Source organism: Bradyrhizobium sp. Ken64 (assembly GCF_055807555.1).
The window spans coordinates 89,833-113,159 of the sequence record NZ_JBVVPA010000008.1; the positions used below are offsets into that span (position 1 = coordinate 89,833).

Sequence of the window (23,327 nt, forward strand, 5' to 3'; positions counted from 1 at the left end):
CCGACGGTTCTTTGCTCTTTCTGCCACATGTCATCTGGGATTGAGCCTCGCCGGCCTATAGGATCACCTGATCTTTGCTTGGATTGACGGAATCGCCTTCGTTCGAACCTGTGCGCAAGAGGCTCCGATCGTCGGTTGACGCCACATTGAGCAACAACTAGTCAGCACGCTTCCGATTGAAGAATATTGCATGCAGTCCAAGATCAATCTTACACGCACCGATGCTCGAGGGGCGCGTACAATAAATCTCGCTGCATGGACTATGGTCGTTGTTGTGTCGGCCGTGTTCATCCTGAAGCTGCTGGGACTGGCACTCTATGCGATCCCCGAATCCGATGATTTCTGTTTCTTTGATGCGAACAATCACCACGGGATGGTGGGATCGGTATCGATATTCTACAACTCGGCCATAGGGCGCATCACGCCGTTGCTGCTGATGCAGCTTCCTGCCGTCCTCCGCACCTCGACTGGCATAGACCTTTTCATTTGCTACGTCCTGATCATGGTTGCGTTCATGATCGCGTTTGTTGCGGCAATGATATTCCTTGCGCGACGAATCCAGCCGAACACAACTCTCTTGCAGCAGACTGCGCTCGGGCTGGCCTTCGTCGCTGTGCTCGCGAGCGAGGCTCCGAGCCTGCATGACATGTTCTATTGGTTACCAGGTGTCGCCTGTTACATCGTTCCTGCGGCGATCATTGTCTCGGTGTTTGCTGAGCTCATAAACGCGACGGAAAATGGAGTGCGTTTCTCGCGCGCATCGACTGCACTGATGGCATTCGGTGGTTTAGCCGCGGCTATGTGCAATGAGTTCACGGCGGTTTGGCTAATAGGTGCCGTCTCCTGCTCGCTGTTGGCTCGCTGGGTGTTTGACCAACGCCTTCAGTTCGACGCGCATTTGTGGATTGGTCTTGCGACCGTCGCCGGTCTCGCCGTCGTGTTGTCGGCGCCTGGCAATTCCGTGCGCATGAGTCAGTTTCCGCTGGCGGGTGATTTCTTGAATTCGCTGAAGGAGGCGTTTCTTTTCGGCTTGATTGGTCTGGGGCGCCTGTTCAGAGAGCCCGCGACGGGGACGTGGCTTCTGTTCGTTGTGTTGGTCACCACCGTATTGCCACAGCCGAATTGCGTGAGTTCGAGAAACAGAAAGTTTTTAGCCGCAGGAGTCGCGGTCATTAGTCTAGGCGGCGCGTATTTTGGATATTTTGTGCACCAATATGCGACGGGGAACCGGCTTGTGGAGAGGGCGCAGAATGAGGTGCTGGTCTTTGTGCTGTTCGGCCTGACGATGAGCGCCGCGCTTTTCGCGCGAGCCTATCGCGACCGAATTTGCAAGTTCGTCACGGCGTTGCCCTTGCCTTCATCAGTCATGGGTATTGCCGTGCCCCTGATATTCGGCGCCAGCCTGGCAGTAGCGTTGCACTACAGCAAAGTCGGCATGCAGATTCGGTCGGAGCGGGACGACTTTAGCGTGTTCTGGCTCGAGAGCATGGAACGTCATGCGCGCCTGACCCTGTCTCCAGAGCAAAGGCTGGTGGTTGCGCAGCACACGGTTCACCCGACGACGTTGATGAACAGCGATGTGACCGACAACCCCGGCCGGCTCCCGAACGACTGCATCGCGCGCCTGTACCAGAAGGAGAGCATCGTAGCGGGGCCCGCGGGTACGTCTAGCGTACAGCGCGCCGACTAGACCAGGCCAATGACAGGAAGTCGTAACGCGACGGCTGCCCGGTGATTGCGTAAGCCGCGGCCTCTGGACTAGTCGAGTAGGCCGCAGGACGCCACTTGCGAAGCCCTTGCCTGCGCTGGCTACCGTTCCGCACGATCGGCACCCAGAGCCTGCGGGGCACAGGCAGAGCGACTTCGCCTCGCTCGGCACGCTTGATCGCCTTTAACTTACACGGCTGGAAACCGACGGCTCTTTGCTATTGCTGCCGCCTTCGCAGCGGGCTTTTTATCCGAAAACTATTGTGGCTCGGTTGGCTTGTCTCGCTCATGGCTCTCGGCTTCGGCGGCCGCGCACGCATCCATGCCATGACATTTGCTTAGATAGTACCGGGTGCCCGCGAAGATCGAGCAAGCAATCACCACGGAAACCAGCAGGAAGATCATCCACCGTCGGTTCAACATTCCCATGACCTTCTGCACCCTCCATCCGACGCGGCCCGTTCGCCTGACCGGCCCAACCAGGCGAGGCGAAGCGTCGATGAGCTCAAATCAGACCTTGCGCTTCGGATTCAGTCTAGCCTCACGCTCCAGCCGCTCGGACTTCAGGCGTTTGAGGTTTTCCTGAAACTCCGGAGTGGCTTGACTGTCCGCTATTGTCTGTCTCGATCCTATCGGATTGAGGGTCTTTCGATTGGCTTCGTCCGCGACTTGTTGCGCGGCCGAACGTTTGGGTTTGATCATTTGCTGTTGCCTTCAGGCCGAGATGGACCAAGCGGTGGCCGGTCAATTCATTTTCGATTTGGCCGGTCGCGTCGAACGTTCTGGAATTCCTCGGGCCCCTTGACGAGCCGCCGCTTGCGGCTGGCCTGGTCATCCGGGCTCGCTTTGTTGTCTTTGAGCTTGTCGATCGCGTTACCCGCCATTTCCCGAGCCCGCTCGGACGAGGCCTTGGCGGCAGACGTGACCGCGAGGGCGGGGGCGGGTTTGCCCAAGCCAATATCGACCAGCCGACGGATGGATTCAGAGCGAGCCGGAGTGTCTTCCTGCCGCGACGCCCATGCGTCGATCTGAACGACAGTCGCCTCCGGCCAGCGCGTGCCGATCTGGACGCCCTGACCAGTCGCGGGGCGGCCGCGATGTCTTTTGGCACGAATCTTTTTTGCTGGTTTCATTTTATTTGGTACCAAAAAATCGGGCGAAAGGGAAGCGCGAACTTCCGATAACTGTGCCTGCTTGATGCACTGTCACGGCAGTCCCCACGCAACATGTCGATCACAGATTTGAAGTCAGGGCGGCGCCCCGTAGAGGGAGCGCCAGTTGTACAGCAAATGGTCGGGAAGCATTGGCTTGGATGAAGGCCTGCAAGGCCGGCGTGATCTCGCTACTGGTGACACGCTCGGCAAGCTCATCTGCGATCTCGCTGGTGGCATCGCGAGACCGGCCCTCGATCGCATTGAAGGCGACAATACGGACCGGATAGGCGTACTGCCCGGAGAGCAGGTCGCGGATGATGGTCTCGACGTCGGTGTCCTGCTCGTCGGTCTCACGCCAGGAACAGCCGGCGCGCGCGCCGAAGTCTTCCAGCACCAGGTAAATCTCACGGTCGAGCCGATCCAGCGGCACAATCGACGGCGCATGACGCATGACGCAACTCCTACTAAAGAGGAGCAATCGTTCGACTGTGGGATCGTTCCGGGCGCCGCGCATGTGCGACTGTGACGATCGTCACAGACCAGCCGCTTGCCTTCCGACAGGGTCCGAATACTCTCATCACATTGTGATTTGGGGATTTATGGGCGCGCTTCGGCCTTTGGTATTGTTCCTTTTGACCGTCTGGCTCGGCGCCGCGCCTGCGCATGCCGAACGCCGCGTCGCGCTGGTGATCGGAAACTCCGCCTACAAGAGCGTGCCCCGTCTCGCCAACCCCGTGAACGATGCAACGCTGGTCGGGGGCATGTTCAAGAAGGCCGGCTTCGACGTTGTCGACACCAAGCTCGATCTGAGCGTCGTCGACATGCGCAAGGCGTTGCGCGAGTTCGGGGTGAAAGCGCGCGATGCCGATGTCGCGGTGATCTACTACGCAGGCCACGGGATCGAGCTGGATGGCAATAATTATCTGATCCCTACGGACGCGGCGCTGGAGACCGACACGGACGTGTTCGACGAGACCTTCCCGCTCGACCGGGTGCTTTTTGCGATCGAGCCGGCGAAGCAACTTCGGCTCGTGATCCTGGACGCCTGCCGCGACAATCCGTTCGCCAAGAACATGAAGCGCACGGTGGCGTCGCGCGCGGTCGGGCGCGGCCTCGCCAAGATCGAACCGACGAGCCCGAACACGATGATCGCCTTTGCCGCAAAGGCAGGTTCGACGGCCTCTGACGGCGACTCCAAAAACAGCCCGTTCTCCACCGCGCTGGTCGAGCGTCTGCCGACGCCCGGTCTCGACCTGCGCAAAGCGTTCGGCTTCGTCCGCGACGACGTTCTCAAGAACACCGGCTACAAGCAGGAGCCTTACGTGTACGGCTCGCTCGGCGGCGACGACGTGCCGCTTGTCCCCGCGAAGCCGGCAGCCGCTCCTGGACCGCAGGCAAGCCCGCAGGATGCCGTTCGCAGAGACTATGAGCTGGCTTTGCAGGCAGGCGAGAAAGATGCGTGGCAGGCCTTCCTGCGCGCTTACCCAGATGGCTTTTACGCTGATCTCGCCAAGGTCCAGTTGAGGAAGATTGAAGCCGAGCAAGCGCGTGCCACCGCTGCCGAGAAGGCCCGGCAGGCAGAAGATGAAAAGGCGCGGCTCGTCGCGGACCGTGCCAAGAAGGCCGAGCAGGACAAGGCGGCGACTGCCGCCAAAATCGCCGAGGACGCCCGGCTCGCGGCCGAGAAGGCCAAGCACATAGAGGATGCGAAGGCTGCGGCGGCGGAGCAGCGCAGGAAGGATGCAGAAGCGGCCGTGGCGAAGTCGCTGGCGGACAAGCAGGCCGCCGAGAAGGCGCTTGCCGACAGGATCGCGAGTGAGAAAGCGGTAGCTGACCAGGCCAAGCAGGCAGCAGAGAGCAAGAAGCAGGTCGGCAGCGAGCAAAAGGTGGCGGCCGTCGCGCCGACCTCATCCCCGCCCAGCCTGTCTCCTCAGGAGACCGCAAAGCTTGTCCAGTCAGAGCTGCGCCGCGTCGGCTGTCTGGCCGCCCCTACGGATGGTGACTGGAACGTATCGTCGCAGCGATCCCTCTCGATGTTCAATAAATATGCCGGCACGAAGTTCGACGCCAAGCTCGCGAGCTTCGAGGCGCTCGATGCCATCAAGGCTAAGCCGGGCCGGGTCTGCCCGCTGGTGTGCGACCACGGCTTCAATGCTGATGGCGACGCATGCGTAAAGATCGCCTGCCGCGCTGGCTATCGCGTCAATGACGACAATGAATGCGAAAAGGTGCAGGACAAGAAACCGGTTGCGATCCGCGAGGATACCAAGAAGCGAGACGCGGAGCGGAAGCAAACCGAAGCGGCACCAGCGAAGCCCTCCGCGTCCGGGCAAGTCATTTGCAACGGTGCGGGTTGTCGTCCCGTCCGACCCGGCTGTCACATTGAACAAACGTATCGGGCGGCCAGCACTCTTGCGAACAGCGAAGTCTGCAACTGACCTCTCAGGCCCTGCGTGAATGGCACCGCATGCCCTTTCGTGTCATGCCAGTTCGGCACGACGTTCATCTCACAACCCTACAGACCTTGGCCGCTTTCCAACGCGGCGGAAAGGCCGCGCCTAGCCGCGTGCGGTCACCGGGACGCCACGGCGCGAGGACCCTTGCTGGTCCAATCGGGCCGGACGGCGGCGCCTCGCGTCCCGCAGGCGGAGCAGATGCAGCGCTCCTTCGATGTCGCTTAGCCGGAGATTGTCCGGCTAGGTGTCGGCGCTGACGGCGATGTGGTGGCCGCAATGGCACCAGACCACGACGCCGCTTAGGCCCATCTCGCGCAGCTCGGCGACGCTGATTTTCTGTTCTTGCATAGGGGACATCAAACGCTGCTCGATGCGCGGCAATCGATTTGCCCACACAGTGCCCACACATGGAATTTTGGTGTAGGCGTCGCTTCGGCTTAAGTGCTTGATTTGCTTGGTGAGCGCGCTGGGGCTCGAACCCAGGACCCCGTGATTAAAAGTCACGTGCTCTACCGGCTGAGCTACGCGCTCCCATGGCCGCTGATGGCTCTAAAGAAATCGCCATCGTCTTCGGTCATTTGGAAAAGCATGTCTTGCCGCCACGTCGACGCAAGCGTTGCGGAAAAACCGGCTGTTTCCGGATCATGCTTTCGGCCCGCGCTGTGTAGGGGGATGGGGCGCGGAGGTCAATAGCAGGAGTGGGTGCCGAACTTGAAGGCAACAGCGGGAATTCGCTCGCCGTTTCCAATGCTTGAGCCGGGATTTTCAACCGGAATGGCGGCCGTCATCCACGCCGAAGAACCCGCGACATCCGCCCATGGGCCGGATGCCGCGTTTGGAGCCCCGTCACTTCGCTTCCCGCCGCACCTCGCTGGGCACCGGCACTTGCTGCGGCGTGCCGGCGGGGGTCGGCAGCGCGACCGGGCGCAGGCCGATCAGCTCGGCGGTGCGGATCGCGCTGTCGCGCCAGAACTGGAACGAGTTGATGCGGCTGAGCTCGAGGATGGCGATGGCGACCGCAGCCAGGAACGGCAGGCTTTGGAGCACCAGCACGCCGGCGAAGATGTAGATCTCGGTGATCTGGCGATAGCTGTTGGAGGCCACCAGCACGCCGGCGCCGATCAGGAGCAGGGCGCCGATCACGGCCTCCCAGAACGCCTGGAACTCGATCGACATCCTGGACAGGCCGCCCTTGGACGTGCGCGCAAACGCAATGTGCTCGGTGATCAGTCCCTGCGCCACCGCGCGCGACACCGTCCACTGCACGCTCATCGCCGCGATCATCGCGCCCAGCATCTGGCCGGGCTTGATCGCGACGCGCGCGCGGTACATCGACAAGAAGTGCACGAGCGAGACGATGAAGGCGCCGATGATCGGCAGCGTCAGGATCTTGTCGGGGATGGCGATGTCGGCGAAGGCGACGATCGGCACCCAGACGAGGTTGAGCAGCGCCACGACGACGCCGAGGCTTTCGGCGCCCAGCCAGTTCAGCCAGCCCAGGCCGTATTCGCGCTTCTGGTCGGGCGTCAGCCGGCTTCGTCCGGGCAGGAAGTTCCGCCAGTGCTTCTTGACGATCTGGAGGCCGCCATAGGCCCAGCGGTGACGCTGCTTCTTGAAGGCCTCGTAGGTGTCGGGCAGCAGGCCCTGGCCGTAGCGGTGGTTGGTGTAGTGCGTGGTCCAGCCGAGCTGCTGGATCGAAAGGCCGAGATCCGAGTCCTCGCAGATCGTGTCGGACGACCAGCCGCCGGCCATGTCCATCGCGGCGCGGCGGATCAGGCACATCGTGCCGTGCACGATGATGGCGTTGGTCTCGTTGCGCTGGACCATGCCGATGTCGAAGAAGCCGGCATATTCGCCGTTCATGATGTAGTGCATGATCGACAGGTCGCCGTCGCGATGTTCCTGCGGCGCCTGCACCAGGCCGACGCTGGGATCGGCGAACGCCGGCACGAGGTCCTTCAGCCAGTCGGGATCGACGACGTAGTCGGCATCGAGGATGCCGATGATCTCGGCGTCGACGGCGGTGCGGTCCATCGCGATGCGCAGCGCACCGGCCTTGAAGCCCTGCACCTTCTCGGCGTTGATGAACTTGAAGCGTTCACCGAGCGCGCGGCAATGGTCCTGGATCGGCTGCCAGAAGGCAGGGTCCGGCGTGTTGTTGATGATGACGACGCATTCGTAGTTCGGATAGTTCAGCCGCGACAGCGCATCGAGCGTCTGCTTGAGCATCTCGACCGGCTCGAAATAAGCGGGGATGTGGATCGAGACCTTCGGAAAGTAATTCTCGGGCACGTCCTCGACCGGCTTGCCTTTCGTGAGCAGCCGCTGCGGCGGCCGGCCGAACGCCACCGCCGCGATCTCGTCGATGCGCGCCATCGCGATCAGCACGAGGGGAACAAGCAGGATCATGCCGAGCGTGAGCGCGAAGGCCGAGCCGAAGATGAAATAGTGCCCGTTCCAGAACGCGAACACGGTGGCAGCCCAGGCGCCGACGCCGTTGGCGGTGGCCGACAGCAGGAACGCCTGCTTCGCCGTCGGCTGCTGCAGCCGCAGGATCGGCAGCGACAGCAGGATACCGACCAGGAGGGCGACACCCATCAGCTTCCAATAGTCGGGATTTTGCACCGGGCCCGTCCAGGCGAATTTCGGCTCCCGGCTGGCGTTGAGGATGCCCCAGTACGGACCGACGCCGCCTTCGAAGTATTTCCAGGGCTGATCAATGGCCTCGACGATGTTGTATTCCATGCCGATGGCATCGGCGCGGCTGACGAAGTTGCGCAAGGTCAGGGCCTGCTGGAACGGACCGGGGTCGGCGTTGCGCAAATTGTAACCCGCGCTCGGCCAGCCGAACTCGGCGATCACGATGCGCTTGCCGGGGAACAGGTTGCGCAACAGATTGTAGCGGTCGACGGCCTGGTCGACCGCCTGGTCCGACCGGAAGTTTTCCCAATAGGGCAGCACGTGGGCGGCGATGAAGTCGACGTTGGAGCCGAGGTCGGGATTGTCGCGCCAGATGTTCCAGATCTCGCCGGTCGTGACGGGCACGCGGACCGAGCCCTTGACCTTCTTGATCATCTCGATGAGGTCTTCGACCTTCTGCTCGCCGCGATAGATCACCTCGTTGCCGACGACGACGCCGTTGACGTTGCTGTTCTTGCGGGCGAGCTCGATGGCGGCCTTGATCTCGCGCTCGTTGCGATCCTTGTCCTTGTCGATCCAGGCGCCGACGGTGACCTTGAGGCCGAATTCGGCCGCGATCGGCGGCACCAGTTCCACGCCTCCTGTGGACGAATAGAGGCGGATCGCGCGCGTCATCGTCGACAGCGTCTTCAGGTCGGCGCGGATTTTCTCCACCGTCGGAATGTTGTCGATGTCGGGGTGAGCCGAGCCCTCGAACGGGGCGTAGGAGACGCTGGGCAGCAAGCCCTTGAAGTCGGGCGCGGGTTCCTTGTCGCGCAAGACTCCCCAGAGGCCGGCGTGGAGCGCGGACACAAGCAACAGAACGGCGGCGACAACCCGCATCGCGGCTAAACCAAAAGGGGCTGAGGGGGCAGGGAAGCGGATCCGACCCCGAGATCCGACCAAGTCCGCGGCAAATGGAGCATACCTCTGCCGCGCGGTTTCACAACTGTCATCGCCTCATGACCATATGAGGGCATGCACATTTCGAAATTCGCAGCAGTGCCAATTGCCTCTATCGCCGATCGTTCCTGAACGGAGGCTGAAACAATCGCGGCTATTTCGGGGGCGCCGGTGACGGGCTTGCCGCCGGCGAGGGGCTCGCGGCCGGCTGCGGCTGCGCATTGCCCGATGCCGGCGCGGCCGGCTGCGAGGCCGCGGCCGCCGCCTGCTGCGGCTGCGATGCCGGGTTGATCCAGCAAGCGTGCACACGGCTGTCCAGGGTCTCGGCGACCTTGGGATCGATCTGGCCGCCGAAGCGGGTCAGGCAGCGGAAGGCGGCCTGGATGTGGCCGCCGGGGCAGCCGAAGCGGTCGTAGAGGTCGAGATGACGGAATGCGGTATCGAGGTCATCCCGCCACATCAGCCGCACCACGCGCCGGCCGAGCCAGACGCATTCGGGGTTGCCCGCCGGGCCGCTGATGACCTGGGCTGCTTCGGCGAATTCGTCGGTGCGGCGCTGGTTCTGGGCGGCGTCCTTGGCGGCGGCGTCGGCGGGCTGGGCGGCTGCCTTGCTCTGGTCCGGAGCGGGCGCGCCGCTCTGGGCGGAGGCCGCGCCGATACCCATCAGGATGACAAGGGAAGAAACGGCCAAGGTGGCGGCGAACTGCCGCAGGACCGCATTTCGTAACTCGAACACCCGTTGCCGCATGAATTCCCCAATGTATCACTGACCGTCCGCGTCAGGACCTTCGCGGACGCGCCTGCGTGATGGCGTCCAAATGGGTCTCCAATGCGGCGGAAAAGTCCTCCCGAGTCCATGGCCTGAATCCGGAAATTTGTCCAGCAAAGTCACGATCCTAGGCCTCGGTCGAACGGCCGGAGGTAAATTCCTCAGGGGAGGGATGGATCCATAACGGAGTCACCCCCTTGGCAGACGGCGTGCTAGCAGGTAATCGACGGCCCTCGCGGAGGACGGAACCGATTTCTCTTCGTACGCCACTGGCGCTTCTGCTCGTTTCACTGGGTGCGATCGCTGCCGTGTGGTGGTGGCTTGCCACGCCGATCTCGCTTGCGCGCGCCCCGATCGATCCCGCCGACAAGGTCCAATGCGTCTCCTACGCGCCGTTCCGCGGCGAGCAGTCGCCGCTGAACGCATGGACCCATATCGAGGCCGACCAGATCGAGCAGGACCTGCGCCAGCTCAAGGAGATCACCGACTGCGTCCGCACCTATTCGATGGAGAACGGGCTCGACCAGGTGCCGGCGATCGCAGCCCGGATCGGCGGGCTGAAGGTGCTCCAGGGCATCTGGCTCTCCAGCAACCGCACCAAGAATTTCGAGCAGGCCGCGCTCGCCATTCGCCTTTCCAAGGATTTCCCCGGAATCATCACCAGCATCATCGTCGGCAACGAAGTGCTGCTGCGTGGCGAGATGACGACCGCGGACCTCGTCTCCATCATCCGCTCGGTGAAGGCGCAGGTCAGCGTGCCCGTCACCTATGCCGATGTCTGGGAGTTCTGGCTCAGGAATCGCGAGATCTACGACGCCGTCGACTTCGTCACGATCCATATCCTGCCTTATTGGGAAGACAATCCGGTCAAGGCGAAGTTTGCCGCCTCCCATGTCGAACAGATCCGCGAGCGCATGGCGGTCGCGTTCCCCGGCAAGGAGATTCTGATCGGCGAAACCGGCTGGCCGAGCGAAGGGCGCATGCGCGAGGGCGCGCTGCCGTCGCGCACCAACCAGGCGCGCGTGGTCTCGGAGATCCTGAGTCTCGCGAAAGCGCAGAAATTCCGCGTCAATCTGATCGAGTCCTACGACCAGCCGTGGAAGCGCAAGCTGGAAGGCACCGTCGGCGGCTATTGGGGCCTCTATGACTCGGTGCGCCGTGGCCTGAAATATCCGCCGGGCCAGCCGATCAGCAATTTCCCGTACTGGAAATGGTACATGGGCGCCGGCATGGGCCTCTGCGTCCTGGTGTTCGCGGTCGCCGGCCTGACGTTGCGACGCAGGCCCTGGACGCCGCGCTTCTCGTCCTGGCTCGGCGTGGCGATCTCGGCGACCTCGGCCGGCATCCTGCTCGGGATCGGCGCGGACAAGATGTACTACGAGAGCTACGGCATCGGCGGCTGGCTGCTGTGGGGCGCGCTGCTCGCGGCCGGCATCCTGTCGCCGATCTTCTGCGCGCAGGCGATGGTGATCGGCCGCAGCCTCCCGACCTTCCTCGATCTGCTCGGTCCGCGCGAGGGCCGGAAATGGTCGAAGCTCACCGCCGTGCTCGGCTTGACGCTGGCAGTGACGGCGGTCATCGCGGCGCAGACCGCGCTCGGCTTCGTGTTCGACCCGCGCTACAAGGATTTCCCGTACGCCGCGCTGACGATGGCGGTGGTGCCGTTTGCGCTGTTGATGCTGAACCGGCCGCAGATCGGCCAGCGTCCGATCGCGGAATCGGTCTTCGCCGGCGTGCTGGCGCTGTCGGCGAGCTTTGTGCTGTTCAACGAGGGCCGCGACAATTGGCAGTCGCTGTGGACCTGCGCGATCTATCTCTTGTTCGCGCTCACGCTGTGGCGGGCGCGGGCCGAGCAAATCCAAGAATGAGCAGGCCGATCGCCAGGCCCGACAGCACGACATTGTAGAGCACGATGCCGAGGCCGGCCGCGATGATGCCGACGGTGAGCAGCACGATCGACGGCCGCATCAGGTTCAACGTCGCCACCACCAGTGCGACGATGCCGAACACCGAATTCTTGAACAGCACGGTCGAGACCGAGCGCGCCTTGCAGACCAGGGTCTGAAGCCCTGCGTCGCAGGCGAGACCGACCTGCGAGTTTTCGATTCCGAGGTAGCGCAAATAGAGAGCATAGCCGACGCTGGCGAAGCCGACGACGATCAGGAACTGCACCTGGTAGGGCGTGAGGCGGAAGGGCTTTTTTGTCATGGCGGCAATATGGTCGGGAAGCCGCGGGCGGGCAACAGGGAAGACGAGTTTATCGCGGCCCGTTGCGGGAGGAGCAAGGCGGCCGCGCCTGGCCCGAACTTGTCCAGGAACAGGCTGGGATCACGCAGGTTTTGAAACGGTGTGACCGCGCAACGCATGCTGCATACAAGGAGCGAGCATGGAAAAGCCAACCCAGGAGCAACTGGACGAACTCAAGAGACTGAGCAAGGAAGCTCGGGTCGAGGATTGGTCGGAACTGGTCCAGTCGAGGGATGAAGCTGAGAATCGCATTCGCGACCTGAAGGAAAAAGCGCGCATGGAGTAGGTGATTGCGTGCGCCGATGAGCCATCAAGGACGATTTTGCACCACCCGGTTCTGGTCCCTCAGCCGACGTTCGTATTTTTCGGCCAAGGCCAGCAATCGCCTCTTGATATAGGGGTCGGCCTGTTCGGCCAATTCGCGGATCAGCGCGAGGTGCTCGCGCAAAAACGTCTCGTCCGCCATCTCCGCTCCGAATCATGTTCGTCGCGGATACTGCCGTTTTGTGTCGGGAAATTTCGTATCGTTTGATACGTCGGCCCGAGACGGTCTTCCCCGCCGCAGGGCGGATGCCGCGTCTACCTTCTGAAGAACGACGACAGCGTCGATCCCGCCGACGCCGTCTCCGGCTTGGCCGGCGCTGCGGGTTGCGCCGCAGGAGCAGGCGCCGGCTCCTCGCGCTTCGACGAGCGTTTTGAGGAAGAGCTGCGGCGATGCTTGTCAGGCTTGGCGGCGGGCGCGGGTGCCGGAGCGGTCTCGGCTTGCGGCACCGAGTCCTGGTTCTTGTCGGAGTTCTTCTCTTGAACTCGATCCTGACTCTTCTCTTGTTTTTCCTGGCCGCCGCGCATTGACAGCCGCTGGCCGTCGAACACGGTGGTCTCGCAGTGGCGGTCGTTCTCGGCGAGGCCGGCGCAGAGTTTTGCTGCAGCCGCTGCATTAATCAGTGGGCCGGCACCGAGGCGGAGCTGCATGCCGAGGCCGGTGTTGCCTTCCTTGATCATGATGATCGGCCGCAGCGCTGCGATCTCGGGATTGGATTTGGTCACCCCGCGCCACAGCGCGCGCAGGCCATCGAGCGAGTTGGCGCCACCAAGATCAATCGCAAAGCGCGTCTGCTGGACCGCGATCGCGGGAGCCTCGCTTTCAGCGGCCTCCGGCGGCTTGGCTTGTGCCGCAGCGACTTCGACCGGGGCAGGCGCCGGATCTGGCTTCTTCTCGGTCGCCTTCTCAGCTGTCTTCTCAGTGGACTCGGGCTGAACCAGTTTCGGGGCGGCCGGATCGGGCGGCGCCATGATCGATTTGGATGGGACCAGCGGAAGCATCGGCAGTGCCGAATTCGTCGCCGGCAACTGCGCGACGAGCGAGGCCGCGGCCGCGCTTTGTGGCGGCGGGCTCGACGGCTCCTTTGTGGCCTCGGCGCGCGGCTTGTCGTTGGCCGGAGCCGGCGTCGAGGCGACCGGCGCGATGCCGGGCGCCGGCGGCCCGATCAAAGCCGGCGCGTCCTGAGGTTTCGCAACGGACGCCTGCGGCGGCGTTGTCGTCTGCTTGGCGATCGCGCCGGTGACGGAATCGAGCCCCTGCTCCAGCACGGTGACGCGCGAATAGAGCCGGTCGCGATCGGTGTTCAGCGTCTCGATGGCGGAGGCGAGGCGGCGGGCCTCGTTCTGGCTCTCCTTGCTCAGCATCTGGAGCCGGTCGGCCTGGCGCGCGAGATCGGCGGACGCAACCTGGTCGCGCCGCCAGCCGAGCTGGGCCTGATTGGCGAACACGGCAAGCACCACGGCGCCGACGGCCGCCACGCCCCATGAGCCCAGCCGCCACATCATGCCGCGATCGAACGAACTCTCCTCGGCCACAAGTCCGGAGAACAGCCCGCCGGTCTCCTTGGCGCCGAAGGCATCCGCCAGTGGGTCGGAATCCTTTGCCATGAACGTTAAGTGCCCAACCCCTGTCCGGCTTCCCCGAATCAATCAGGGAACATTAACAGGAAAAGCGTGTCGCACTTGAACTCCGGGCGTTTGCGGGGGTAGCAAGGCGATAGCTGATGAGGGCGGCCCGTCGCCCGCTGGCGCCGATTGATTCGGCCGGATTGACAGGATTTCGATGACCGCCCGTTCCAGCCTCACGATCGTGCTCGCCGCCGGCGAAGGCACGCGTATGCGCTCACACCTGCCGAAAGTGCTGCATCCGGTCGCGCACCAGAGCCTGCTCGCCCACGTGCTCGCCGCGGCGCCCAAGGGAACCGGCACCTCGCTCGCGGTCGTGATCGGACCCGACCATCAGGCGGTGGCGGACGAAGCAAAGCGCATCCGCCCCGACGCGCTCACCTTCGTGCAACAGGACCGGCTCGGCACCGCGCATGCGGTGCTGGCGGCGCGTGATGCCATTGCCCGGGGCGTGGACGATTTGCTGATTGCGTTCGGCGACACGCCGCTGATCTCGGCCGAGACCTTTGCGCGGCTGCGCACGCCGCTGGCCAAAGGCGCCGCGATTGCGGCGCTCGGCTTCCGCGCCGCCGATCCCACCGGGTATGGCCGCTTCATCGTCGAGGGCGACCGCCTGGTCGCGATCCGCGAGCAGGCCGATGCCAGCGCCGAGGAGCGCAGGATCGACCTGTGCAATGCCGGGGTCATGGCGATCGACGGCCGCCGCGCGCTCGCGATCCTTGAGAAGATCGGCAATGCGAATTCCAAGGGCGAATATTATCTGACCGACGCCGTCGGCGTTATCAGCGAACAAGGATGGGATGCCGTGGTGATCGAAACCAGCGAGGACGAAGTGCGCGGCATCAACACCAAGGCGCAGCTATCCGAGGCCGAAAGCGTGATGCAGGCGCGGTTGCGGAAAGCGGCGATGGAGTCCGGCGTCACGCTGATCGCGCCCGAAACCGTCTATCTCGCCGCGGATACCGTGTTCGGCAAGGACGTGACCATCGAGCCCTTCGTGGTGATCGGCCCCGGCGTTTCGATCGGCGACGGCACGGTGGTGCATTCCTTCTCGCATATCGTCGAGACCAAGCTCGGCAAGAAGGTCTCCATCGGCCCCTATGCGCGGCTGCGGCCCGGCACTTCGCTCGGCGACGGCGCGCGCATCGGCAATTTCGTGGAGACCAAGGCCGCGACGCTGGAGGCCGGCGTCAAGGTCAACCATCTCTCCTACATTGGCGATGCCACAATCGGCGCCAATTCCAACATCGGCGCCGGCACCATCACCTGCAACTACGACGGTTTCAAGAAGCACAAGACGATCATCGGGCAGGGCGCCTTCGTCGGCACCAACTCCTCGCTGGTCGCACCGGTGACAATCGGCAATGGCGCCTATATCGGCTCGGGCTCGGTGATCACGCGCGACGTGCCTGATGACGCCATGGCGCTGGAGCGTAGCCCGCAGACCATCCGCGACGGTGGCGCGGCGCGCTATCGCGAGATGAAGACAAGTGGCAAGAAGCTTGAAAAGAAGCCGGCGAAATGAGCGCCGCTATTCGTCGTCGGCGAATTCCGAGAAGATCGCGCGCGTCAGGCGCCAGCCACGCGCCTTGGCACGCTTGGCCGGCTCGCCGGCGGCGTGCTTGATGAAGACGGGCTTGCTTTCCTTGCCGCGCTGGGGCGGCGGCCAATGCGCAAGGTGCGTGCCGGTGGTCTCGCTGGCGCTCACCGACATCGATGACAGACCTTTGCGGTTGGATGAGCCTTTCATGGCCTCTCTCCTTGGTACGCAAGGGTTGGCCAAATTCGTTGACAACAAGTTAATGCGCGCGGTTTAAGGCTCAGCCAGTTCGACGCAGGCGAGGCGCGTTGCCGTCGGTGCTGTCTCAATCAGCAATAATTATTGAGTATCTGGTTCCTTAGGAACTTCGCTAAAAACCGAGCGCGTCGTTTAGGCGATTTTTCGACGATTTGGGGGATATTGATCCGCATGTGCGGGATTGTCGGCATTCTCGGGCGCGAACCGGTTGCAGAGCAATTGGTGGATTCGCTCAAACGTCTTGAATATCGCGGCTATGATTCCGCGGGCGTCGCCACGCTTGAAGGCAAGCATCTCGAGCGCCGCCGCGCCGAGGGCAAGCTGAAGAATCTGGAGAAGCGGCTGGAAGCCGAGCCGCTCAAGGGCACGACCGGAATCGGTCACACCCGTTGGGCCACCCACGGCAAGCCGACCGTGAACAATGCGCACCCGCACGCGACCGAGCGTGTCGCCGTCGTTCACAACGGCATCATCGAGAATTTCCGCGAGCTGCGCGAGGAACTCGAGACGAAAGGCACGGTGTTCCACACCCAGACCGACACCGAGATCGTGCTGCATCTCGTCGACGATCTGCTCACGCGCGGCAACAAGCCCGTGGAAGCGGTGAAATTGACATTGGCGCGTCTGCGCGGCGCGTTCGCGCTCGGCTTCATCTTCGCCGGCGAGGACGATTTGATGATCGGCGCCCGCAATGGTCCGCCGCTCGCGATCGGCTATGGTGACGGCGAGATGTATCTCGGCTCCGACGCCATCGCGCTCGGGCCGTTCACCGACACGATCAGCTATCTCGAGGACGGCGACTGGGTCGTGCTGACCCATACGAGCGCTTCGATCTTCGACAAGGACGGCCATGCCGTCCAGCGCGAGAAGACCAAGCACGCCGCCTCGACCTCGCTGGTCGACAAGGCCAATTACCGCCACTTCATGGCCAAGGAGATCCACGAGCAGCCGGAAGTGGTCGGCCACACGCTGGCACGCTATGTCGACATGGCGACAGAGCGCGTCTCGCTGCCGGTCAAGCTGCCGTTCGACTTCAAGAATATCCAGCGCATCAACATCACGGCCTGCGGCACCGCGAGCTACGCCGGGTTCGTCGCAAAATACTGGTTCGAGCGTTTCGCGCGCGTGCCGGTCGAGGTCGATGTCGCCTCCGAATTCCGCTACCGCGAGGCGCCCTTGCGCAAGGGTGATCTCGCCATCTTCATCTCGCAGTCGGGCGAGACCGCCGACACCCTGGCCGCGCTGCGCTACGCCAAGGATCAAGGCGTGCACACGGTGGCCGTCGTCAACGTGCCGACCTCGACGATCGCGCGCGAAAGCGAGACCGTGCTGCCAACGCTGGCCGGCCCCGAGATCGGCGTCGCCTCGACCAAAGCCTTCACCTGCCAGCTCATGGTGCTGGCAAATCTTGCGATCGCGGCCGGCAAGGCCCGTGGCGAACTGTCCGACGAGGACGAGTCCAAGCTCGTCCACGGGCTCGTCGAGATCCCGCGTTTGATGTCGGATGCGCTCACCACCGAGCTCCAGATCGAAAAGCTGGCGCGCGAGATCGCGAAATCGCGCGACGTGCTCTATCTCGGCCGCGGCACCAGCTTCCCGCTCGCGCTCGAGGGCGCGTTGAAGCTGAAGGAGATCTCCTACATCCACGCCGAGGGCTATGCCGCCGGCGAGCTCAAGCACGGCCCGATCGCCCTGATCGACGAGACCATGCCCGTCGTCGTCATCGCGCCCTACGACCGGGTGTTCGAAAAGACCGTCTCCAACATGCAGGAGGTTGCCGCCCGCGGCGGCAAGATCATCCTGATGACCGACGCCAAAGGCGCGGCGGAGGCAACCGTCGAGTCCCTCGTCACCATCGTCATGCCTGACATGGCGGCGGCGTTCACGCCGATGGTCTATGCCGTCCCCGTTCAGCTGCTCGCCTATCATACGGCGGTCATCATGGGGACCGACGTCGACCAGCCGCGCAATCTCGCGAAATCCGTGACGGTGGAATAGGCGGAAGGGTTGAGAGCGGAACGCTTCGTGGTCTTCCAAAACCTGCTAGAAGACCCTAGCTTGAACGAAGCGACCGACCTGGAACCCGAATGACCCCCCGTGACGATGCGCCTGCGCCTCTTGATCCCACGCCGGAGCCGCATACCGGCCTGATAGGCCGCTTCCGCAATTATTTTCTCACCGGTCTCGTGGTGACGGGACCGGTTGCGATCACCTTTTATCTGGTTTGGTGGTTCGTCACCTGGGTTGATGGCGTGGTGCGGCCGTTCGTGCCGCTGGCCTATCGGCCTGAAACCTACATGCCGTACGTCATCCCCGGCTGGGGACTGATCGTCGCATTCTTCACGCTGACTCTGGTCGGCTTCCTCGCGGCCAATTTGATCGGCCGGACGCTGGTCGATGTCGGCGAGACCTTCCTCGGCCGCATCCCGGCGGTGCGCGCCATCTACCGCGGCCTGAAGCAGGTGTTCGAGACTCTGTTCTCGGGCAAGGGCTCGAGCTTCCGCAAAGTCGGTCTGGTCGAGTTTCCCTCGCCGGGCATGTGGTCGATCGTGCTGATCTCGCAATCGCCGAACGAGGACGTCTCCCGCAGCCTGCCGGGTCAGGAGGAGCACGTCTCGGTGTTCCTGCCGTGTTCGCCGAACCCGACGACCGGCTTCTTCTTCTACGTGCCCAAGAGCAAGATCGTCGAGGTCGACATGAGCACCGAGGACGCCGCGACGCTGATCATGTCGGCCGGCGTGGTGCAGCCGGGTTCGGCGCCCGACCCGAAGAAGGCGGCGGCGCTGGCGGGCATGGCGAATGCCGCGCGTATTGCCAACGCCTCGGCTGCGCTGCAGCCCCAGCCTGCGAAGGTGGAGTAGGGCCATTCCTCTGCGGGATGGCCGCCGGTCACGCGAGCGTCCCGTCCTCTGCTAGTCTCCGGTGAACCGAGCGCGTTGCTCGGACTTCGATCTGGAGTGCACGATGTCCAAAACCATTGCGATCTTCGCGCCCGGTGCCATGGGCAGTGCCGTGGCCCGCCGTCTCGGCGAGCACGGTGCGCGCGTGCTGACGTCGTTGAAAGGACGGAGCGAGGCGACGCGCAAACGCGCGGCGGATGCCGGCATGATCGGCGCCGAGGACGACGCGATCGCGGACGCCGACATCATCCTCTCGATCGTGCCGCCGGGCGAAGCCGTGGCGCTCGCCGAGCGGCTGGCCGGGCTGATCGTCCGGCGCGAGAAGAAGCCGGTCGTGGTCGATTGCAATGCCGTCAACGTCGATACCGTGATGAGGATCGAGGAGATCATCGGCTCGGCACAGGCGCTGTTCGTCGATGCCGGCATCATCGGGTTTCCGCCCCAGCCCGGCGGCAAGAGCCCGGCCTTCTACATGTCCGGCGAGCATGCCAAGGACGTCGCCGTGCTGAAGGATTTCGGGCTCGACGTGCGGATCGTCGAGGGCCCGGTCGGCGCGGCGTCGGCTTTGAAAATGTCTTACGCCGGCATCGTCAAGGGCCTCGCCGGCATCGGCTCGGCGATGGTGGTCGCGGCAACGAAGGCGGGGGCTGCGGATGCGCTGCGCGACGAACTCGCACTCAGCCAGCCCGCGGTTCTGGCCCGGCTCGAAGTCGCGCTGCCGGACATGATTCCGAAAGCCTATCGCTGGGTTGCGGAGATGCGGGAGATTTCCGGCTTTCTCGGCCCCGATCATCCAGCCAGCCAGGTTTACGAAGGCTTTGCGCGCTGGTTCGAGCATCTCGCCGAGGACGCGAAGGGCGAGGCGGCGGATACCGACCTGATGAAGGCATTCGCCGCGCGTATCGCGCAGAAGAAATCCTGATCGTCCGGTCTCACGTCGCGGCCATCGATCATGTGCCGTGCACCGACTCCAGAAAACCCTGGATGTCCCGATCGCGTCTCAAGCGCACGACCGGGACGTCAGCACCATACTGCACGCGCTCGGCCTCGATGACAGGCGCGCGCTCGGTGTCGTAGCGCCATGCTTCCCGCATCAATGTCCAGTCGAACTGTTCGGGGCACCCCTCCGGGAGGTCAGGCCGGGTCTTGTCGCGATCGAGGGCGGAGCGCAGGAGAATGCGCCACTGGCAGAGCCAGCGCGGGCGGTCGATGACGACCAGAGTATCGGCGCGCGCCAGCGTGAGATCGAAGGCAAGCCCCGAGAAGCTGCCGTCGACAACCCATGCGTCGCCCGCGATCGCATCAGCAACACGTGTCCGGAAGCTCGGTTTGTCGGATGGCTTCCAGCCCGGCCGCCAGTAGAGCACGTCGAGATGCACCACCGGCAGCCCGAGCTTTCGCCCGAGATTCCGGGAGAGGCTCGTCTTTCCGCTACCCTGACAGCCCACGACGATGATCCGGCGCATGATGGGAAGATTTCACAAAGCCGGCCGCGACGAAAGGGGAGGTCTAAAGGGGAGGCCTTATGAGCCGGGCTGCGCTCGCAATGACGGGGAGGAGACGGCGCGCGGCCCATCTGTTATTGTTTCTGCGGAAGCAATTCTTCCGCAATGGGAGTTCGAATGAGAGTGCTCGTCATCGGCGCGGGAGCGCTTGGAGGCTAATACGGAGCGCGCCTGGTCCGAGCCGGCGGCGACGTGACCTTTCTGGTGCGGACCGGGCGTGCGGAGCAATTGCGGCGGAATGGATTGCAGGTCGTGAGCCCGCACGGCGATTTCGCCGTGCAGCCGAAGGTCATCCTGGCCAACGATCTCAAGGAAACCTTCGACGTCGTGCTCGTCGGGGTGAAATCCTACTCGCTCGACGAGGCGATGGCCCAGTTTGCCCCGGCGGTTGGTGCCCAAACGATGATTTTGCCGATCCTCAACGGGTTGAAACATGTCGACGCCCTGACTGCGCGGTTCGGCGCCGCTCAGGTTCTCGGCGGGCTCGCGAACGTCAGTGCCGGGCTCGATGCGGACGGCCGTGTCGTTCAGTTCATGGCCAATCAGACCATCGTCTTCGGCGAGATCCAGGGTTCGTTGAGCGAGCGCGTGCTCGCGCTGGAGACACTGCTGCATGTGCCCGGTATCGACGTGCGCGCCAGCGAAGCGATCATGCAGGACATGTGGGAGAAATTCGTCCAGCTCTCGACGCTCGCCGGCATCACCTGCCTGATGCGTGCAAGCATCGGAGACATTCTGGCCGTGCCGAACGGCGAGCAATCCATCTTCCGCCTGTTCGCCGAATGCTGCGCCGTCGCGACGGCCTCGGGTTTCGAGCCGCGAGCGCCTTTCATCGAGTTTGACCGGAAGCTGTTCACGACCCTGGACTCCCCGCTCAAGGCCTCGATGCTGCGTGACATCGAGCGCGGCTCGATTACCGAGGCAGAGCACATCCTCGGCGATATGGCCAACCGGGCCCGTGCACTTGATATCGACACGCCCTTGCTGGATCTCGCCCGGGCGCATGTGGCGGCTTATGAGATTGGGCGGCAGAGAGCGGCCAGCTAACCCGCCCCGATCAGCGGGATCGCCTCGTCCCGCTCGTAGAGATACAGCAGGCACCGCAGCGCCTCGCCGCGCTCGCCCTTGAGCTTTGGATCGTCCTTGAGGATGCGCAGCGCCTCGTCGCGGGCCTGGGTGATGAGCTGGCCGTGCACCTCCGAGCGGGCGATGCGGTAGCCAGGCAGGCCGCTCTGGCGCACACCGAGCACATCGCCTTCGCCGCGCAGCTTCAGATCTTCCTCGGCGATGCGAAAACCGTCGGTGGTCTCGCGGATCACCTTCAGCCGCGCCTTCGACATCTCGCCGAGCGGCTCGGAGTAGAGCAGCAGACAGGTCGAGGCCTCCGAGCCGCGCCCGATGCGGCCGCGCAATTGGTGAAGCTGGGCGAGGCCAAAGCGTTCGGCGTTCTCGATCACCATGATGGTCGCCGCCGGCACGTCGACACCGACCTCGACGACGGTGGTCGCGACCAGCAGGCCGATCTCGTGGGCGGCGAACTGGCCCATCACGCGGTCCTTCTCGGTGCCCTTCATCTGGCCGTGGACGAGGCCGACGCGGTCGCCGAAACGCTTTTGCAGGCTTTCGAAGCGCTTGGTCGCATTGGTCAGGTGCTCGGTACCCTCGGCCTCGGATTCCTCGACCAGCGGGCAGATCCAGTAGACCAGCTTGCCGGATTCGAGCGCGCGGCCGACGCTATCGGTGACCTCGCCGAGGCGGCTCATCGAGATGGTGCGGGTTTCGATCGGCTGGCGGCCGGCGGGCTTCTCCCTGAGCTCGCTGATGTCCATGTCGCCGAAATAAGTCAGCACCAGCGTGCGCGGGATCGGCGTTGCGCTCAGCACCAGCACGTCGACTGCCTCGCCCTTTGACGTCAGCGCCAGCCGCTCGCGCACGCCAAAACGATGCTGTTCGTCAACGACGGCGAGGGCGAGATCCTTGAAGATCACGTCGTCCTGGATCAGCGCATGGGTGCCGACGAGCAGGTCGATCTCGCCGGCTTCGATGTGTGCCAAGAGTTCCCGCCGCTCCTTGCCCTTTTCGCGGCCCGTGAGGATCGCGACGCGCATGCCCGCGCGCTCGGCGAGCGGCGTGATGGTCTTGATGTGCTGACGGGCCAGAATTTCGGTCGGCGCCATCAGCGCCGCCTGCTTGCCGACCTCGGTGACGGCGGCGGCGGCGAGCAGCGCGACCACGGTCTTGCCGGAGCCGACGTCGCCCTGGAGCAGGCGCAGCATGCGCACGGGTTGTTGCAGATCGCTCGCGATGGCCGCCGCGGCGTCGCGCTGGGAGGACGTCAGCGCATAGGGCAGGGCATCGATGATCTTGTTGCGGAGCTGCCCGTCGCCTGCATTGCGCACACCGGCCGGGCGCCGCAATTGCGCGCGAATGAGGGCAAGCGCAAGTTGCCCGGCCAGGAGTTCGTCGAAGGCGAGGCGCGACCAGAACGGCTGGTCGGGCAGAATGTCGGTGAGCTCGACCGGCTGGTGCACGCGGGTGAGCGCCTCGGCGATCGGCGGGAAGCCGCAGCGGCGCAGCACCTCCGGGCTGATCCATTCCGGCAGCGCCGGCAGCTTCTGCAGCGCCTGCGCGACCGCGCGGCGCAGCGAGCCGAGTGCAAGGCCTTCGGTCAAGGGATAGACCGGATCGATGCCGGACAGTTTTGAAATCGCCTCTTCGTCCAGCACCCGGTCGGGATGCACGATCTGGGGGATGCCGTCGTACATCTGGAGCGTGCCGGAGACGAAGCGCTTCTCCCCGATTGGCAGCAGCTTTTCGACATAGCCGGGCTTTGCGCGGAAGAACGTCAGCACGACGTCGCCGGTATCGTCGCTGGCGTAGACGAGGTAGGGCGCGCGCGCATTGCGCGGCGGGGGCGGGCGGTGGCGGTCGACGGTGACCTCCAGCGTCACCATGGTTCCCTGCGTGGCGTCGCGGATCTTCGGCCGTGCCCGGCGGTCGATGACCTGGCTCGGCAAATGCAGCAACAGATCGACCAGCCGCGGCGTCTCATTGCGGCTCAGCAGATATTGCAGCAGCTTGTCCTGCTTCGGACCGACGCCGGGCAGGCTGGTCACGGGGGCAAACAGCGGATTGAGCAGGCTGGGGCGCATCAGGCGAACCTAGGATCGTTTTCGCTCGTCATGCCCGGCTTTATGCCCGGCATCCACGTGTTTTTTCGTGCCCCTGCGGCGGCAGCGGGCCATGATAAATCGAGGGCTGA

At 63.9% G+C, this 23,327-nt stretch carries 20 protein-coding genes and 1 tRNA gene; 9 read left to right on the forward strand and 12 right to left on the reverse strand.

Annotated features, from left to right (window positions below; translation table 11 throughout):
• The first annotated feature begins 190 nt into the window (after nucleotides 1–190).
• The gene (locus AC0L2F_RS15995) at nucleotides 191–1,690 is read left to right on the forward strand and encodes a DUF6056 family protein (RefSeq protein WP_473248992.1); all 1,500 of its coding nucleotides are present in this window, start codon (nucleotides 191–193) and stop codon (nucleotides 1,688–1,690) included.
• Nucleotides 1,691–2,217: 527 nt separating this feature from the next.
• Here the strand turns inward: AC0L2F_RS15995 and AC0L2F_RS16000 are convergent.
• From AC0L2F_RS16000 to AC0L2F_RS16010, 3 genes are all read right to left on the reverse strand, one after another.
• Complete coding sequence (locus tag AC0L2F_RS16000) at nucleotides 2,218–2,409, reverse strand: hypothetical protein (RefSeq protein WP_007610584.1); 192 nt, start codon at nucleotides 2,407–2,409, stop codon at nucleotides 2,218–2,220.
• Between the two features lie 47 nt (nucleotides 2,410–2,456).
• The gene (locus AC0L2F_RS16005; RefSeq protein WP_473248993.1) at nucleotides 2,457–2,840 is read right to left on the reverse strand and encodes a hypothetical protein; all 384 of its coding nucleotides are present in this window, start codon (nucleotides 2,838–2,840) and stop codon (nucleotides 2,457–2,459) included.
• Nucleotides 2,841–2,940: 100 nt separating this feature from the next.
• A complete protein-coding gene (locus tag AC0L2F_RS16010) occupies nucleotides 2,941–3,312 on the reverse strand; it encodes a hypothetical protein (protein WP_473248994.1) in 372 nt (123 codons plus the stop codon).
• A 148-nt stretch (nucleotides 3,313–3,460) separates the two neighbouring features.
• Here AC0L2F_RS16010 and AC0L2F_RS16015 point away from each other — a divergent pair, with 148 nt between their 5' ends.
• Nucleotides 3,461–5,299, forward strand: coding sequence for a caspase family protein (locus tag AC0L2F_RS16015; protein ID WP_473249094.1), 1,839 nt, complete (start codon nucleotides 3,461–3,463; stop codon nucleotides 5,297–5,299).
• 473 nt (nucleotides 5,300–5,772) lie between these two features.
• On the opposite strand, the gene AC0L2F_RS16020 is transcribed toward AC0L2F_RS16015, so the two are convergent.
• From AC0L2F_RS16020 to AC0L2F_RS16030, 3 genes are all read right to left on the reverse strand, one after another.
• Nucleotides 5,773–5,848 (reverse strand) — tRNA-Lys (locus tag AC0L2F_RS16020).
• Nucleotides 5,849–6,163: 315 nt separating this feature from the next.
• Complete coding sequence (locus tag AC0L2F_RS16025; RefSeq protein WP_473248995.1) at nucleotides 6,164–8,839, reverse strand: glycosyltransferase; 2,676 nt, start codon at nucleotides 8,837–8,839, stop codon at nucleotides 6,164–6,166.
• Nucleotides 8,840–9,053: 214 nt separating this feature from the next.
• Nucleotides 9,054–9,647: a hypothetical protein gene (locus AC0L2F_RS16030; RefSeq protein ID WP_007610565.1), complete on the reverse strand. Its 594-nt coding sequence runs from the start codon at nucleotides 9,645–9,647 to the stop codon at nucleotides 9,054–9,056.
• 329 nt (nucleotides 9,648–9,976) lie between these two features.
• Here AC0L2F_RS16030 and AC0L2F_RS16035 point away from each other — a divergent pair, with 329 nt between their 5' ends.
• The gene (locus tag AC0L2F_RS16035; protein WP_473248996.1) at nucleotides 9,977–11,536 is read left to right on the forward strand and encodes a glycoside hydrolase family 17 protein; all 1,560 of its coding nucleotides are present in this window, start codon (nucleotides 9,977–9,979) and stop codon (nucleotides 11,534–11,536) included.
• Here the strand turns inward: AC0L2F_RS16035 and AC0L2F_RS16040 are convergent.
• Nucleotides 11,496–11,876 carry a hypothetical protein gene (locus tag AC0L2F_RS16040; RefSeq protein ID WP_063996284.1) on the reverse strand — a complete coding sequence of 127 codons (381 nt, stop codon included), beginning with the start codon at nucleotides 11,874–11,876 and terminating at the stop codon, nucleotides 11,496–11,498. The two genes, AC0L2F_RS16035 and AC0L2F_RS16040, sit on opposite strands and share 41 nt — an antisense overlap.
• 178 nt (nucleotides 11,877–12,054) lie before the next feature.
• Between AC0L2F_RS16040 and AC0L2F_RS16045 the strand changes: the two genes are divergently transcribed.
• A complete protein-coding gene (locus tag AC0L2F_RS16045) occupies nucleotides 12,055–12,201 on the forward strand; it encodes a hypothetical protein (RefSeq protein ID WP_007610562.1) in 147 nt (48 codons plus the stop codon).
• 24 nt (nucleotides 12,202–12,225) lie between these two features.
• Here the strand turns inward: AC0L2F_RS16045 and AC0L2F_RS16050 are convergent, their stop codons facing one another.
• Nucleotides 12,226–12,381, reverse strand: a complete 156-nt coding sequence (locus AC0L2F_RS16050; RefSeq protein ID WP_473248997.1) for a hypothetical protein — start codon at nucleotides 12,379–12,381, stop codon at nucleotides 12,226–12,228.
• A gap of 113 nt (nucleotides 12,382–12,494) precedes the next feature.
• Nucleotides 12,495–13,844, reverse strand: coding sequence for a hypothetical protein (locus tag AC0L2F_RS16055; RefSeq protein ID WP_473248998.1), 1,350 nt, complete (start codon nucleotides 13,842–13,844; stop codon nucleotides 12,495–12,497).
• A gap of 175 nt (nucleotides 13,845–14,019) precedes the next feature.
• Here AC0L2F_RS16055 and glmU point away from each other — a divergent pair, with 175 nt between their 5' ends.
• Nucleotides 14,020–15,387, forward strand: a complete 1,368-nt coding sequence (gene glmU, locus AC0L2F_RS16060) for a bifunctional UDP-N-acetylglucosamine diphosphorylase/glucosamine-1-phosphate N-acetyltransferase GlmU (RefSeq protein ID WP_473248999.1) — start codon at nucleotides 14,020–14,022, stop codon at nucleotides 15,385–15,387.
• A 6-nt stretch (nucleotides 15,388–15,393) separates the two neighbouring features.
• Here the strand turns inward: glmU and AC0L2F_RS16065 are convergent, their stop codons facing one another.
• Nucleotides 15,394–15,612, reverse strand: coding sequence for a hypothetical protein (locus AC0L2F_RS16065; protein ID WP_063996287.1), 219 nt, complete (start codon nucleotides 15,610–15,612; stop codon nucleotides 15,394–15,396).
• 219 nt (nucleotides 15,613–15,831) lie between these two features.
• Here AC0L2F_RS16065 and glmS point away from each other — a divergent pair, with 219 nt between their 5' ends.
• The 3 genes from glmS (at nucleotide 15,832) to AC0L2F_RS16080 (ending at nucleotide 19,482) form a co-directional block, all read left to right on the forward strand.
• On the forward strand, nucleotides 15,832–17,658 hold the full coding sequence (gene glmS / locus AC0L2F_RS16070) for a glutamine--fructose-6-phosphate transaminase (isomerizing) (protein WP_473249000.1): 1,827 nt from the start codon (nucleotides 15,832–15,834) through the stop codon (nucleotides 17,656–17,658).
• Between the two features lie 89 nt (nucleotides 17,659–17,747).
• Complete coding sequence (locus AC0L2F_RS16075) at nucleotides 17,748–18,521, forward strand: DUF502 domain-containing protein (RefSeq protein ID WP_007610549.1); 774 nt, start codon at nucleotides 17,748–17,750, stop codon at nucleotides 18,519–18,521.
• A gap of 103 nt (nucleotides 18,522–18,624) precedes the next feature.
• Nucleotides 18,625–19,482: an NAD(P)-dependent oxidoreductase gene (locus tag AC0L2F_RS16080; RefSeq protein ID WP_473249001.1), complete on the forward strand. Its 858-nt coding sequence runs from the start codon at nucleotides 18,625–18,627 to the stop codon at nucleotides 19,480–19,482.
• Nucleotides 19,483–19,510: 28 nt separating this feature from the next.
• Here AC0L2F_RS16080 and AC0L2F_RS16085 read toward each other — a convergent pair whose 3' ends face one another.
• On the reverse strand, nucleotides 19,511–20,026 hold the full coding sequence (locus AC0L2F_RS16085) for a P-loop NTPase family protein (protein WP_473249002.1): 516 nt from the start codon (nucleotides 20,024–20,026) through the stop codon (nucleotides 19,511–19,513).
• Nucleotides 20,027–20,236: 210 nt separating this feature from the next.
• On the opposite strand from AC0L2F_RS16085, the gene panE reads away from it, so the two are divergent.
• On the forward strand, nucleotides 20,237–21,112 hold the full coding sequence (gene panE, locus AC0L2F_RS16090; protein WP_473249095.1) for a 2-dehydropantoate 2-reductase: 876 nt from the start codon (nucleotides 20,237–20,239) through the stop codon (nucleotides 21,110–21,112).
• Here panE and recG read toward each other — a convergent pair.
• A complete protein-coding gene (gene recG, locus AC0L2F_RS16095; protein WP_473249003.1) occupies nucleotides 21,109–23,217 on the reverse strand; it encodes an ATP-dependent DNA helicase RecG in 2,109 nt (702 codons plus the stop codon). The genes panE and recG overlap by 4 nt on opposite strands.
• Nucleotides 23,218–23,327 lie beyond the last annotated feature (110 nt).

Excerpts from the sequence above, each read along its gene's own strand:
- AC0L2F_RS15995 (WP_473248992.1), top strand. The coding sequence starts at position 191 with ATGCAGTCCAAGATCAATCTTACACGCACCGATGCTCGAGGGGCGCGT.
- AC0L2F_RS16000 (WP_007610584.1), bottom strand. The coding sequence starts at position 2,409 with ATGATCAAACCCAAACGTTCGGCCGCGCAACAAGTCGCGGACGAAGCC.
- AC0L2F_RS16005 (WP_473248993.1), bottom strand. The coding sequence starts at position 2,840 with ATGAAACCAGCAAAAAAGATTCGTGCCAAAAGACATCGCGGCCGCCCC.
- AC0L2F_RS16010 (WP_473248994.1), bottom strand. The coding sequence starts at position 3,312 with ATGCGTCATGCGCCGTCGATTGTGCCGCTGGATCGGCTCGACCGTGAG.
- AC0L2F_RS16015 (WP_473249094.1), top strand. The coding sequence starts at position 3,461 with ATGGGCGCGCTTCGGCCTTTGGTATTGTTCCTTTTGACCGTCTGGCTC.
- AC0L2F_RS16025 (WP_473248995.1), bottom strand. The coding sequence starts at position 8,839 with ATGCGGGTTGTCGCCGCCGTTCTGTTGCTTGTGTCCGCGCTCCACGCC.
- AC0L2F_RS16030 (WP_007610565.1), bottom strand. The coding sequence starts at position 9,647 with ATGCGGCAACGGGTGTTCGAGTTACGAAATGCGGTCCTGCGGCAGTTC.
- AC0L2F_RS16040 (WP_063996284.1), bottom strand. The coding sequence starts at position 11,876 with ATGACAAAAAAGCCCTTCCGCCTCACGCCCTACCAGGTGCAGTTCCTG.
- AC0L2F_RS16045 (WP_007610562.1), top strand. The coding sequence starts at position 12,055 with ATGGAAAAGCCAACCCAGGAGCAACTGGACGAACTCAAGAGACTGAGC.
- AC0L2F_RS16050 (WP_473248997.1), bottom strand. The coding sequence starts at position 12,381 with ATGGCGGACGAGACGTTTTTGCGCGAGCACCTCGCGCTGATCCGCGAA.
- AC0L2F_RS16055 (WP_473248998.1), bottom strand. The coding sequence starts at position 13,844 with ATGGCAAAGGATTCCGACCCACTGGCGGATGCCTTCGGCGCCAAGGAG.
- glmU (WP_473248999.1), top strand. The coding sequence starts at position 14,020 with ATGACCGCCCGTTCCAGCCTCACGATCGTGCTCGCCGCCGGCGAAGGC.
- AC0L2F_RS16065 (WP_063996287.1), bottom strand. The coding sequence starts at position 15,612 with ATGAAAGGCTCATCCAACCGCAAAGGTCTGTCATCGATGTCGGTGAGC.
- glmS (WP_473249000.1), top strand. The coding sequence starts at position 15,832 with ATGTGCGGGATTGTCGGCATTCTCGGGCGCGAACCGGTTGCAGAGCAA.
- AC0L2F_RS16075 (WP_007610549.1), top strand. The coding sequence starts at position 17,748 with ATGACCCCCCGTGACGATGCGCCTGCGCCTCTTGATCCCACGCCGGAG.
- AC0L2F_RS16080 (WP_473249001.1), top strand. The coding sequence starts at position 18,625 with ATGTCCAAAACCATTGCGATCTTCGCGCCCGGTGCCATGGGCAGTGCC.
- AC0L2F_RS16085 (WP_473249002.1), bottom strand. The coding sequence starts at position 20,026 with ATGCGCCGGATCATCGTCGTGGGCTGTCAGGGTAGCGGAAAGACGAGC.
- recG (WP_473249003.1), bottom strand. The coding sequence starts at position 23,217 with ATGCGCCCCAGCCTGCTCAATCCGCTGTTTGCCCCCGTGACCAGCCTG.